The organism is Aquimarina brevivitae (genome assembly GCF_004216895.1).
GTDB lineage: Bacteria > Bacteroidota > Bacteroidia > Flavobacteriales > Flavobacteriaceae > Aquimarina > Aquimarina brevivitae.
Genome location: NZ_SGXE01000001.1, coordinates 1,157,717 through 1,170,712, shown reverse-complemented (window position 1 = coordinate 1,170,712; position 12,996 = coordinate 1,157,717). Strand labels below are relative to the sequence as shown.

At 36.9% G+C, this 12,996-nt stretch carries 10 protein-coding genes; 2 read left to right on the top strand and 8 right to left on the bottom strand.

The features are described 5' to 3' along the window. Positions 1 to 14: 14 nt before the first annotated feature. Both EV197_RS04955 and aceB read left to right on the top strand, forming a co-directional pair. Positions 15 to 1,631 carry an isocitrate lyase gene (locus EV197_RS04955; protein ID WP_130285621.1) on the top strand — a complete coding sequence of 539 codons (1,617 nt, stop codon included), beginning with the start codon at positions 15 to 17 and terminating at the stop codon, positions 1,629 to 1,631. Positions 1,632 to 1,701: 70 nt separating this feature from the next. After that, complete coding sequence (aceB, locus tag EV197_RS04950) at positions 1,702 to 3,300, top strand: malate synthase A (protein ID WP_130285620.1); 1,599 nt, start codon at positions 1,702 to 1,704, stop codon at positions 3,298 to 3,300. Positions 3,301 to 3,425: 125 nt separating this feature from the next. Here the strand turns inward: aceB and EV197_RS04945 are convergent, their stop codons facing one another. The 8 genes from EV197_RS04945 to EV197_RS04910 form a co-directional block, all read right to left on the bottom strand. Continuing rightward, the gene (locus tag EV197_RS04945) at positions 3,426 to 4,181 is read right to left on the bottom strand and encodes a M15 family metallopeptidase (protein WP_130285619.1); all 756 of its coding nucleotides are present in this window, start codon (positions 4,179 to 4,181) and stop codon (positions 3,426 to 3,428) included. A gap of 195 nt (positions 4,182 to 4,376) precedes the next feature. Then, positions 4,377 to 6,083 (bottom strand): efflux RND transporter periplasmic adaptor subunit, encoded by a 1,707-nt coding sequence (locus tag EV197_RS04940; protein ID WP_130285618.1) that lies wholly within the window; start codon positions 6,081 to 6,083, stop codon positions 4,377 to 4,379. Beyond that, positions 6,080 to 6,784 carry a PepSY domain-containing protein gene (locus tag EV197_RS04935; protein ID WP_130285617.1) on the bottom strand — a complete coding sequence of 235 codons (705 nt, stop codon included), beginning with the start codon at positions 6,782 to 6,784 and terminating at the stop codon, positions 6,080 to 6,082. The genes EV197_RS04940 and EV197_RS04935 overlap by 4 nt, the downstream gene beginning before the upstream one ends. Before the next feature lie 6 nt (positions 6,785 to 6,790). Next, positions 6,791 to 7,378 carry a DUF2911 domain-containing protein gene (locus EV197_RS04930; protein ID WP_130285616.1) on the bottom strand — a complete coding sequence of 196 codons (588 nt, stop codon included), beginning with the start codon at positions 7,376 to 7,378 and terminating at the stop codon, positions 6,791 to 6,793. Positions 7,379 to 7,389: 11 nt separating this feature from the next. Further along, positions 7,390 to 9,897: a heavy metal translocating P-type ATPase gene (locus EV197_RS04925; RefSeq protein WP_130285615.1), complete on the bottom strand. Its 2,508-nt coding sequence runs from the start codon at positions 9,895 to 9,897 to the stop codon at positions 7,390 to 7,392. A 26-nt stretch (positions 9,898 to 9,923) separates the two neighbouring features. After that, positions 9,924 to 11,153 carry a permease gene (locus EV197_RS04920; protein ID WP_130285614.1) on the bottom strand — a complete coding sequence of 410 codons (1,230 nt, stop codon included), beginning with the start codon at positions 11,151 to 11,153 and terminating at the stop codon, positions 9,924 to 9,926. A 5-nt stretch (positions 11,154 to 11,158) separates the two neighbouring features. Then, positions 11,159 to 11,740 carry a DUF3347 domain-containing protein gene (locus tag EV197_RS04915; protein WP_165389003.1) on the bottom strand — a complete coding sequence of 194 codons (582 nt, stop codon included), beginning with the start codon at positions 11,738 to 11,740 and terminating at the stop codon, positions 11,159 to 11,161. 23 nt (positions 11,741 to 11,763) lie between these two features. After that, the gene (locus tag EV197_RS04910) at positions 11,764 to 12,996 is read right to left on the bottom strand and encodes a TolC family protein (protein ID WP_130285612.1); all 1,233 of its coding nucleotides are present in this window, start codon (positions 12,994 to 12,996) and stop codon (positions 11,764 to 11,766) included.

The window sequence follows — 12,996 nt, the reverse complement described above, 5'->3', positions numbered from 1 at the left end:
TAAAGAACAATATTATGGCAACTTACACTTCAGTACTTGACACTGTACGCAACTTAAAAGCAAAGCACGGAAACACCTGGGCAACAATTACCCCAGAAAATGCAGCGCGTATTGCAACACAAAACAGATTTAAAACCGGATTAGACATCGCTAAGTATACTGCAGCAATTATGCGAAAGGATATGGCTGCATATGATGCCGATAGCGCTAATTACACGCAATCACTAGGATGCTGGCACGGATTTGTGGCGCAACAAAAAATGATTGCCGTTAAAAAACATCAAGGTACTACAGATAAAACCTATTTGTATTTATCGGGTTGGATGGTTGCAGCGTTACGTTCTGAATTGGGGCCATTACCTGATCAGTCTATGCACGAAAAGACTTCAGTGCCTAAATTAATTGAAGAAATATATACCTTTTTACGTCAGGCAGATGCTGTTGAATTAAATGATTTATTCCGTCGTTTAGATGCTGGTGAAGATGTACAGGATCAAATCGATAATTTTGAAACTCATGTAGTGCCAATTATTGCTGATATTGATGCTGGATTTGGTAACGAAGAAGCAACATACCTATTAGCAAAGAAAATGATTGAAGCTGGTGCTTGTGCGCTTCAGATTGAAAATCAAGTATCTGATGCTAAGCAATGTGGTCACCAGGATGGTAAAGTGACTGTACCACACGAAGACTTTATCGCTAAACTAAATGCACTTAGATATGCATTTTTAGAATTAGGAGTAGAAGAAGGTATTATCGTTGCCAGAACCGACTCTGAAGGTGCTGGTTTAACCCAAAAAGTACCGGTATCTCAAGAAAAAGGTGATTTAGCTTCTCAATACATTGATTTTATCGAAGCTGAAGAAGTAACAATGGATCAGGTAGAAGACAACGATATTCTATTAAAGAGAGATGGTAAGTTAGTTCGACCAGTAAGATTACCTAACGGACTATATAAGTTTAAAGAAGGATCTAACATAGACCGTGTAGTTTTAGACTGCGTTACAAGTCTTGAAAATGGTGCTGATTTATTGTGGATTGAAACACCGACACCTAATGTGAAGCAAATCGCACATATGGTAAACAGAATCAGAGAAAAAGTACCTAATGCAAAATTAGTATACAATAACTCTCCTTCGTTTAACTGGACGATCAACTTCCGTCAGCAAGCATTTGACTTAATGGTAGAGAATGGAGAAGATACATCTGCATACAAGCGTGAAGAATTAATGGACGTAAAATATGATGGAACAGAATTAGCAAATCGCGCTGATGATTTGATCAGAACATTCCAAGAAACTGCATCGCGTGAGGCAGGTATATTCCACCACCTAATTACTTTACCCACATACCATACTACGGCATTACATATGAATGACTTGGTAGAAGGTTATTTTGGAGACCTGGGAATGTTAGCTTACGTTGGATCGGTTCAACGTCAAGAAATCAGAAAAGGAGTTGCTTGTGTAAAACACCAAAGAATGGCAGGTTCTGATCTAGGAGATGATCACAAAACTTTCTTTGCTGGTGAAAGAGCCTTAAAAGCAGGTGGTGCTAAGAACACTAGTAATCAATTTGAAATTACTGCAAGCGAAAGCGATAAGGAATTAGAATTAGTGCTAGATAAATAATCCTAGCACTTTTCTAAAGCTCACTTAAATTATGTTACAACAGCCCGTGAGGGTGTTAAAAATAAAAACCATGGAAACTCAGACAAACCTTAGCGAAAAAATTAGCTTCTCTAAAGAAGTTAAGAATTACCATCCAGAAATATTAACGGATGGCGCGTTAACCTTTTTAGAAACCTTACAAAATCGTTTTAACCAACGACGATTAGTACTTCTAAAAAATCGTGAGGCCCAGCAAAAGCTTTTTGATTTAGAAACTACGCCGTCGTTTCCTGAAAACACTAAAGAAATTCGCAACAGTGAGTGGACTGCTGCTCCAATACCAAAAGACTTACAAGATAGAAGAGTCGAAATTACTGGACCAGTAGACCGTAAAATGGTAATTAACGCCCTCAACTCTGGAGCTAAAACCTTTATGGCTGATTTTGAAGATAGTAATGCACCTAGCTGGTCAAACTGTCTTGAAGGACAGCAAAATCTTAAAGATGCTGTAGATAGAACCATATCTTTCTACAATCCACAAAAGGATAAGAGCTACCAACTCAATGAAGAAGTAGCCACGCTATTAGTGCGTCCTAGAGGATTGCATTTAGAAGAAAAGCATTTGATGATTAATGGTCAACCGATGAGTGCTTCTTTATTTGATTTTGCCTTATATCTTTTTCATAACAATGAAAAACTTAAGGAAAATGGAAGCGGAGCCTACTACTACCTACCAAAGCTAGAGCATTTTACAGAAGCGATATGGTGGAATGATGTTATTGACTTCTCTGAAGAATACTTAGGATTGGAATATGGTAGTACTAAAGTTACTGTACTGGTAGAGACAATCACAGCAAGTTTTCAACTAGATGAAATCATTTATGCATTAAGAGAACATATTGTTGGGTTAAACTGCGGTAGATGGGATTATATTTTTAGTTACATCAAAAAGTTGAGAAATCACAAAGGTTTTATCGTGCCGAATAGAGATCAGGTAACTATGACTAGTCCTTTTATGGATGCTTATAGTAAATTGGTTATTCAACGATGTCACAAGAGAAACATATTAGCCATAGGAGGTATGGCCGCTCAAATACCGATCAAAGACGATCCTGAAAGAAACCAGATGGCTATCGACAAAGTGAAAGCTGATAAAGAACGTGAAGTAAAAAATGGTCATGACGGAACCTGGGTAGCGCACCCTGGATTGGTACAATTGGCAATGGATATTTTTAACGAACATATGCCAAATGCTAATCAAATGGAGGTTAAAAGAGATGACCTAAACATTACCGAAAAAGATTTATTGGAAATCCCTAAAGGAACCATTACTGAAGAAGGGATTCGAAAAAACATCAATGTAGGTATTCATTACATCGCTGGTTGGTTAGCAGGCAATGGTGCAGTAGCCTTATATAACTTAATGGAAGACGCAGCCACAGCCGAAATAAGCAGAACACAAGTTTGGCATTGGTTACTCAATGAAGTGAAACTTGATGATGGAAGAACATTTGATAAAACACTTTTCGAATCATTATTCGAATCTGAGCTGGATGTGATCAAAAAGCAGGTTGGTGACACTACTTATAACAGTACAAACTATCAAAATGCTATTGAAATCTTTCATCAGTTGATCACTAATAAAGAATTTGAAGAGTTTTTAACCACAAGAGCATACAACTATTTGTAGAAAATTTCTCATAACTAGCATAATTTAATTTTTTCCGATTTTAAAGTTGTGCTTCTTAAAACGCCCGTATAACGGGCGTTTTTTAATTTACTATTATAATATAAATAGCTATTAAAGAAAAAATATCATTGACAATCCCAAGTAAAATCCGCTATCTCGTATTTTTTACCTCCTTGAAAGTTATAATGCCACCATTCCGTTCGTATGGTCGTAAAACCATATTTTTCCATAGTAGTCCGCAATAGCTTTCTGTTTTCTTTTACCTCATCCGAAAGCTTAGCATAGGCATGAGCGGCTTCTTTACCAAAATGGTCAAAATCAGTTCCCATATCTAGCGGATTTCCTTTAAGATCAGTTAAGGTAATATCAATAGCAGCACCTCGATTATGCACCGATCCTCCTTTTGGGTTTGCTACATACCCAGGATCCGAAACAATTTTCCACATTTTCTTTTGAACGCTATGCGGACGATAACAGTCAAAAAATTGTATGCGATATCCTTTTCGCATCAACTCCTTTTGTGCCTGCAAAATTGCCTTGGCTACTTTACCTCTCACAAAACATTTAGCACAATCATATACAGATTCTTTTAAGAAATTGTTATTGGTGGCATAACGCATATCCAGCATAAAGTTATTTGAGAGTTCTTCAATATTAACGAACTCATCATCCTGAATATTAGAAAACCGATCACTACTAGCATCCTTTTTGCTAAGATAACCGTCGCGTTCTTTTATGTTTTTTTCTAATACCTCAGCTCGATCTTGTAATTGTTTCGATTTTTCTATCAATTTGAGTGTATTTTCACTCGGCTTGATAGGCGAATCATCACAAGAAAACAAACCGATTATAAGAGTTATGGCAAGTAGTTTTTTAATCATAAAATAAGTATTGCATTTTCCCAATAAAATCATTTCACCAACAATAATGCACTCCAATTTCCAATTCCATGCATCTTACCTTGCTAATGCTGACTATAAATTAATTTTCCCTAACGCAAATATACAGATTTTTAACGTTTTATCGAAAAATTAGGTTATAGGTCGTGTTTTGGCAGCTGTAATCACTCTTGTATTTTATTGTAAAGACCTCGTAACATCTCCGCAGTTTAGCATCATTTCGCCAAAATAAGGATTAAGTATTTCCTTACTATCACTAAGCCAATACGCACCTTTGTTATTATTAGCCATTGGGCAGTATTGAACATACAGTTCCTTCTGAATGTCATCGCCGTTTGAAGCAATTTGTATTAGAATATCCGATACAAGTCTAAAGCTATTTCGCTGATTCTTAATATCCTCAGTACTTGTTAAGTTAGCAAGCGAATTTAAAATATCTTGTATTGCTTGATTTTCAGATTTTGACAATGTAGTCTGATTCTTTAGCTCTTTAAGCAGAGAAGCGGTTTCTTTTCCAAACAAAGTGGCTTTAGGAACATCTGATTTAATTAATGCATTTTTAAGTTTCAAATAAGAAGTCAAAACAGATTCCAAATTATTAGAAGTAATCCCCTGAACCGTTATAGATTGTTCAGGTTTATCCATATGCGCTGGCTTATTACTATTCATCATCGAATTTTTACCTTGCAACTGAGCAGAAGCATCAACTGTAAAAGCACCTTGATAAACAACCTCATCTCCATTTTCTAGACCTGATACCACTTCATAACTTTCATCATAAGGCTTACCCAATGTCACCTCTCTCAATTCAAATACCGGTCGGTCTTTACCGACCTTAAGATACACCACAGAACGTTCTCCTGTCCATAAAACTGCAGTTTTTGGAACCGTGATTAACTGATTTGCTTTGTTGTTCTGAGTTTGTACTATTCCTTTAACGAACATGCCTGGTTTAAGTTCATTATTCTTGTTATTAAGCGTTGCTCGTACGGTATATGTCCTTGTTTTAGTGTTTAAAACAGGATCTATAAAATCAATAGTTGCAGTAATTTTTTTATTGGGATATGCATTAGTAGTGATTCCTATATCTTGATTGATCGAAAGAAATGGTAACATACTTTCATAGGCGTCAAAAGAAGCCCATACTGACGATAGATTAGTACTACTAAATAATGGAGCTCCACTATTTACATAATCACCTACATTTGCCATTACTTTATCCACCGTTCCCGTGTTTTCTGCGTAGATCTTCATGGTGTTTTTAATAACTCCTGAAGTCTCAATTTCTTTAATTTGATTTTCGGATAGTTTCCAGTAGGCTAACTTATTTCGAACTGCATTATATAATTCAGGCTGAGCACTTTTTAAGGCAACGGCAGTCAATAGTTCCTGTTGGGCAGCTACTAATTTTGGTGCATATAATTCGGCAATTACCTGTCCTTTCTGAACCTTTTCACCTGGAAAGTTAACATATAATTTTTCTATTCTACCTGCATAATGCACCGTTTGTGTAACCGTCAATTGTTCGTTTTCTACAATCTTACCAGATAGTGTGATACGTTGCTCATTTACATTACCACTCCCGATTGTTACCGTTTGAATATTGGCCAGCGCTATCGCATTTTTGGTCATGGTAAACTGATCTTTTGATAACCCATCTGCTCCAGTTTCTGCAGGAATTAATTCCATACCACAGATTGGGCAATCTCCAGGTTCCGGCTGCATTATCTGAGGATGCATTGAACAAGTCCACATCTGATTACTGGTCGCTGAAGTATGTTGATGGTCCGTGGATTGTTCCTTATTACTATTTCCAAAAATAAGATAGCCCACCAATACACCGATTGCGCCAGCTACAACTGCAAAAATTATACTTTTCTTCATTTTCTGTTCTTCTTAACTATTTTAATCATTCTACGAGATGAAATAAACCACAGTAAAAAACCACTCAATACTGTTATTAATCCTAACGCTGAAAACACTCTAAGCAGTAAGGTGTTGAAATCATCCCTACCTTGATAATCCATAGTGTGTGTCATCCATAAAAAATCAAACCATCGCCACGATTGATGCCTTACTCGTTGAAACAAACCATCTTTAGCGGAAACATAAGCCACCAATCGATCTGGATGATCATAGGTTATTGCATAAGCTGGCAGTGGTCTTCCTCGATATTCGTGGTAATTACCAACCGCGTCAATACGTTTAATTGTTTTGATGTTTAACCCATCAATAATATGTCTTTTGGCAACTGCCTTTGCTTCTTGTTCTGTTATTAAACTTTTTTCAACTCCTGTATAAGCGTGTACTAAAATGCTATCATTAATCCAATAGTAAGGTTGATCAGCGATCGTATGTAAATTTAAACTGCTAATTGTATAATTAGCTAAAACACTATTTGGTTCAGACAACTTATGAGTTATTGGCTTTTGTACTTTTTTAAAATGATCCCCGTGAATTTCGTCAATATCTGACCAGCTAAAATAAATACCACTTATAGTCCACATTAAAAATTGTACTCCTAAAAAGAGACCCAAATACCGATGGGCTTTTCTAATTTTTCTGGCAGTGTGTCTGTTAACCATCCTATCTTATTTAACCTCAAACGGAAATTCAACTTTTACCTTTTCCCAAAGCAATGTAATTTTGCCTTTCTTAGGATCGGTTTTCTCAATCTTATAGGTTAGATGTTCTGTAATTTCTTTAGTAGGTTCTGGTTTAACTGTAAGACGCAATACATCTTCATCAGTGTTATATTCATCCTTTCCATGCTGATTCCATCTGGTGTTAAAAATTAAGGTCCATTGCTCTTGAGAAGGAATTACAAAAAAGCCATATTTACCGGCTTTTAATTCATTACCATCTATCACTAGATCTTTATTAGTTTCAATCCAGGTAGCATTATGAGCACCTGCCTGCCACACTTCATCGTAGGCCAACAAGCCTCCAAATATCATTCGATTTCGAACTCCTGGAGATGAATAATCAATATGGATATGAGCATCATCTATTGTTGCCATAGCTGATGTGTGGGGGCTTAATACTTTTTTCTTTTGAGGTGAAGGGCTTTCAACCGTATGATTATGATTGTGTTCTTCTGGCTCTGTAGTCTGCTTATTATTGTCTTTACATCCCACAGCGATTAGCATAACAATGAATATTCCTATTATATTTTTCATCTGTTTTGTATTTAAATTTTTACTCTTTTAAGGCGCAATGCATTACCGATTACGGATACTGAACTAAAACTCATAGCTAAGGCAGCAATCATAGGAGATAACAACACTCCGAAGATGGGATATAGAACTCCCGCTGCGACAGGAACACCAACGGTGTTGTAAATCAATGCAAAAAACAAGTTCTGTTTAATATTCTTCATTACAGCCTCACTAAGATTGCGAGCTTTTACTATGCCCTGTAAATCTCCTTTTACTAAAGTAATGGCTGCACTTTCTATAGCTACATCAGTTCCGGTTCCCATAGCAATACCTACATCGCTTTTTGCAAGGGCGGGAGCATCGTTTATGCCATCGCCTGCCATGGCCACATAATTGCCTTCCTCCTGCAGTTGTTTTACTGTATTAAGCTTATCCTCTGGTAGCATACTCGCTTTAAAGTCGGATAAATTTAGCTTAGCAGCTACAGCCTGAGCTGTTGTTTGATTATCTCCTGTAAGCATGATGACAGCAATTCCTTTTTGTTGTAATTCTTTAATAGCCGCTAAGCTGGTTGGTTTAATTTTATCCCCTATACTAACATAGCCAGATACAACTGCATCAATGGCTAGGTAAGAAACTGTTTTTCCCTGTTTCTGATACTCCGTTACTTCAGCTTGCATCTCTGGTGAAATTGTTGCTCCTGCATACGCCATCATTTTAGGATTACCTAAAGCTATTTTTTTACCATTTACGGTACCTTCCACCCCTTTACCGGTGACGGCATTGAAGTTTTCGGCTTTATTTATAGTTATCTTTTTCTCTTTGCCATACGCTACTGTTGCTTCGGCCAATGGATGTTCGCTATTGACATTTAGAGCTACAATTAGCTGAAGTATGGTTTCTTCACTTATGCGATCATCAAAAGAGTCTACCTTTTCTACGGTAGGCTTTCCTTCTGTTATAGTTCCGGTTTTATCTACAATCAAGGTGTTTACCTTATTCATCTTTTCCAATGCTTCAGCATTTTTGATTAAAACCCCATTTTGAGCTCCTTTGCCTACTCCAACGATTACAGACATCGGTGTCGCAAGACCCAAAGCACAAGGACAAGCTATTATAAGTACTGCAATCGCATTGACCAGTGCAAATACATATGAAGGTTCTGGGCCCCAAATGGCCCAAATCACATATGTTACTACAGCAATCATGACTACAATAGGAACAAAATACGCTGAAACCGTATCTGCCAATTTCTGAATTGGAGCGCGACTCCTACTCGCCTCGTTAACCATTGCAATAATCTGAGATAGTAAGGTATCCTTACCTACTTTCTCTGCTTTCATTAAAAAAGACTGATTGCCGTTAATAGTTCCGCTGCTTACCTTATCCCCTTCATTTTTTGTTACAGGGATAGGTTCTCCGGTTATCATGGATTCATCGATCGCACTACTACCTTCCGATATACTGCCATCCACAGGTATTTTATCTCCTGGTTTAACCTTTAAAATATCTCCGATTTCTATCGCATCAATGGCTACCTCAACCTCTTCTCCATCTACAACTTTAACCGCTTTATTCGGAGCTAGTTTTAATAATTCTTTTATAGCAGAATTGGTTTTACTATGCGCGCGAGATTCGAGTACTTGCCCCAGTAATACCAAAGTTAAAATAACCGTGGCTGCTTCAAAATAGACATGTACGTTGCCTGAATGTGTTTTAAACTGAGCTGGAAAAAAATCTGGAAACAACAATCCAAAAACACTAAACAACCAGGCAACTCCGGCACCAATACCAATTAGCGTAAACATATTCAAGTTCCAGGTTTTGATACTACGATAGGCACGCTCAAAAAACATCCAGGTGGCATAGAAAACTACTGGTATAGAAAGTGCAAATTGGATCCAGTTCCAATACAGTTGCTCCAAGAGTGTATACAAGGGATTATCTGAAATCATCTCGCTCATCGCAATGAGAAAAATGGGCAGTGTAAAAGCCAGTGCTATCCAAAATTTCTTCAATAAGGATGTATAGGTCTTTTCCTCTGCCGTGAGTTCTGGTTTGACCGGTACTAACTCCATACCACAGATTGGGCAATCGCCTGGCTCCTCTTTAAGTACCTCGGGATGCATAGGACAGGTATATTGCTCTTCCGTAATAGCAGATAGGTTCTGCTCTTCGACGAGATCCATACCACAGACTGGGCAATCTCCGGATTTATCATACGTCTTATTCCCCTCGCAATGCATAGGACAATAAAAAACCCCGGTCCCTTTTCCTTTTTCTTCTTTGGAAGATTTTTTTGACTGTTTTGCTACTTGATGCACTTCTCCTGGTAAATGAATCGTATAGAGACCTCCATCCTGCTCCAATGCTTTTTGAAAAGCTTCAAGATGAATATGCTTTGACATTTCGATGTTGGCTTCAGCTTTTTCTAAATCTACAATAGCATCAGTAACCCCCTCTACCTGTTTAAGGGTTTTTTCCACATGAGCTCGACAGCCATTACACGTCATTCCTTGAATAGCATAAGTGTGTTTCATTCTACAAACAGCTTTAAATTCATCTTTTAAATAATATAGTTAATTATCAATCCCCCTACCAGCCACGCATAACTAGCAAATGCAAGGTATTTTAGTATAGATTCTAATAATTTACTTTTAGATGCCATCGCACCCATTTTTAATTTTACATCCTTCCGTTTGTAAAAGCCCAAATACACTAAGTAACCAGATAATAGAAGAAAAATTAGGTTTAAATAAAAGGTATAGTCAATTTTAAAATATTCACTTTCCTGAATTTTAACTTGTGTAGGATCTGGTAATATATTTAATAGGTCAAAAGCATAGTGTAGGCTTAAAGAGGCTATTAATAAAGAACCAAATAATAGCAATAGGATAAACAAGGCCATCTTCCACCCATAGTATTTGGCGTTTATTCTGAGTACAGGAAACACTACCAAATCACTAAAAATAAAGGCCATAACCCCTGCAAAACTTACACCTTTGCCAAATAAGAGTGCCGCAAGTGGAATATTACCCATAGAACCGATAAACGTTAAAAAAGCTGCTAAAGGTCCAACAACACTATGCTCCAAAACTTCTATGAATGTAAAATCAGTCTTGCCCGATCCACTATTGATAAACAACGTTTGAAAAAAAGTATCAGGAACAAATGCTGCTATGATACCGGCTATGGTAAAACCTACGGTAACATCCTTCCACACCATTTGCCATTCCATTTTATACTTTTTACCTACTTTGGCCCAGTTCTCTTGCTGTGCAATTTGTGTTTTCCAATTCTCGGAAACCTCCAGGTTTTCATCATCATTTTCACTATCTAAATTTTTTCTAGCCTTTTCTATGAGTTTTTTGGGATTAATAAGTCGTACAAGAACCCAACTGACTAAAATAAGCAAAAGCCCTCCTACGTACTCGCCTACTACAAATTGCCAGCCTAAAAAAATTGAAATAATAATTCCAAGTTCAATAACCAAATTAGTTGATGCTAGCAAAAAAGCGAGCGAAGACACAAAAGAAGCTCCTTTTTTAAATAATGATTTTGCCGATGCTAAAGCCGCAAAGCTACAAGAGCTGCTTATGAAGCCAAAAAATGTTCCTAACAAAATACCTTTGGTCTTTTGGTCTTCACCCATTGTTTCTTGCATCCTTTTTTCGGTTACAAAAATCTGGATCATACTACTAATTAGATAACCAAGAATAAAAGCCCAGAGTGCCATCCAGAAAAATCCAGCGGTGGTATAAGCGGCTTCAGCCCACGTATCTAAAAAGTCTTGCATACAATCTACTTAATCGTTTCTTTTACAGAACCACACTTTAACATTTTATCTCCATAATATGGGTTTCTAATTTCCTTAGAGTTTGATAACCAAAAACCTCCTTGTCCTTCAAATGCCATAGGGCAGAACTGCTTATAAACTTCGCCAGAAGTTATTTCCTCGTTTTTAATGAGCTTTTCTACCTCGTCAGTAAGCGTAACAAAAAAATCACGCTGCTTCTTTATCTCTTTAGTAACGGACAATAATTCAGCCGTTGCTTTTAGTTCTTTTGTAGCTTCATCCTCAGGTATGGCGTCAAACAATTGGCTTCCGGTCTTCATGGTTAATGCATTATCAGAATTAACAAGTGCTGCTTTTACCCTCAGGTAATTGATATAAATAGCATTAACAGACTCATTTGCAAACTTTACGTCAGTACTAGCGTCGGTGACATCAAGATCTGCCATTGGTTGAATAACCACTTCAGCTGGTTTTTCCTCCGTAGTTTCTTGACTTTCTTTAGTTTCGGTCTTTTTATCTTGGCCGCAAGATATTATCAATATAGCTGCTGCGAAGATCATTGTTAGTTGTACTACTGTTTTTTTCATAATGTTCATTTTTGTTATTAGTTTTATCTTAAATAATTTAAAATCGCGGTTTGTATAAAATAAGTGGTAATCGCTTCAATTTTATTCATTTCAATATCAAGCATTAGATCCTGAATTTCCAAGAGCTCGGTGAATTCTACCTCACCAGCTTCATAAGTCGCTCTTATTATTTTTTCGGCTTCTTGAGCTTGTGTACTATTTTCCACTTGTGTGTCATAATCAATTCTGGCAGTGATTCTGGTGTTAATCGTTTTTTCAAGAATTTCCTCCAGGTTATTTTGTGCTAAGCTTTTTTGCTGATTTAAATTTTCAGTTTCTAAATCGTATTGCTTATCCAATGATTTATATTTTTTGGAAAACAGCGGTATGGAAAAACTTACCATCGGCATTACAACATCTTTACCATTTTCAGGAAGGTTCATATCTGTCCGTTCTGAAACAATAACATAATCTAGTCCCAGCCCCAAAGAAGGTAATGACTCCTTATGATTTAGTTGCTTTTTTTGGGAGACTACCTCTTGCATTACCTCATAAGTTAACAGCTCTGGATGATACGTTATATCCTCTACAATCAACGTAGGTTCTTCATCCGGAATCACCAAATTATTTGGAATTATTAAGGGGTCAAAACCATCCCTGTCAAGGAGTTGATTCATCTCTGCTTCTTTGGTGATTTTTTCACCTTTAAGAACTTCTTCCTTTTTTTTCAGGTTGTTTTGAGCCATCGTTAACTTTAGGATATCCAGTGCTGAAGCTTCATTGACTGAAAGTTTGCTCAGCGCTATCTCCTTATAAACACCTATCAGCTCAAGCTGTTTTTGCAGGACTATTAGTTTAGCCTGGATACTATATAACTGATAATATTTTTGCGCTATTTTGAGGACTACTTTGCGCTGCACTACTTCTAGCTTATTTTGCTCAATGGCTATAGCAGTGTTAAACATATCCTTTTTAGCCTTTATGGTACCAAACCAAGGTAACTTTTGAGCTGCAGAAAATCTTGCAGTTTGAGGTCCTGTTCTAGTTTCAGGTTCGCTAACAAAATATCCAATACTTATATTAGTATCTGGCAGCGTTACTGCTTCATTAACTTTCTCTTCAGACATCAATACAGCAACCCTAGCCGCCTCTATTTCAGGATTATTTTGAATTGCTTCTTCCTTAAGTTCTGCCAAAGTTTGGCTTTGTAGCATTTCTGAAGCTAAAAGGAAAAATATAGCAATGATCCCAAATTTTATGTTTAAAGTACTTTTCAT

Bases quoted from the DNA above. Each gene is read 5' to 3' on its own strand.
- EV197_RS04955 (WP_130285621.1), top strand. From the start codon at position 15: ATGGCAACTTACACTTCAGTACTTGACACTGTACGCAACTTAAAAGCA.
- aceB (WP_130285620.1), top strand. From the start codon at position 1,702: ATGGAAACTCAGACAAACCTTAGCGAAAAAATTAGCTTCTCTAAAGAA.
- EV197_RS04945 (WP_130285619.1), bottom strand. From the start codon at position 4,181: ATGATTAAAAAACTACTTGCCATAACTCTTATAATCGGTTTGTTTTCT.
- EV197_RS04940 (WP_130285618.1), bottom strand. From the start codon at position 6,083: ATGAAGAAAAGTATAATTTTTGCAGTTGTAGCTGGCGCAATCGGTGTA.
- EV197_RS04935 (WP_130285617.1), bottom strand. From the start codon at position 6,784: ATGGTTAACAGACACACTGCCAGAAAAATTAGAAAAGCCCATCGGTAT.
- EV197_RS04930 (WP_130285616.1), bottom strand. From the start codon at position 7,378: ATGAAAAATATAATAGGAATATTCATTGTTATGCTAATCGCTGTGGGA.
- EV197_RS04925 (WP_130285615.1), bottom strand. From the start codon at position 9,897: ATGAAACACACTTATGCTATTCAAGGAATGACGTGTAATGGCTGTCGA.
- EV197_RS04920 (WP_130285614.1), bottom strand. From the start codon at position 11,153: ATGCAAGACTTTTTAGATACGTGGGCTGAAGCCGCTTATACCACCGCT.
- EV197_RS04915 (WP_165389003.1), bottom strand. From the start codon at position 11,740: ATGAAAAAAACAGTAGTACAACTAACAATGATCTTCGCAGCAGCTATA.
- EV197_RS04910 (WP_130285612.1), bottom strand. From the start codon at position 12,996: ATGAAAAGTACTTTAAACATAAAATTTGGGATCATTGCTATATTTTTC.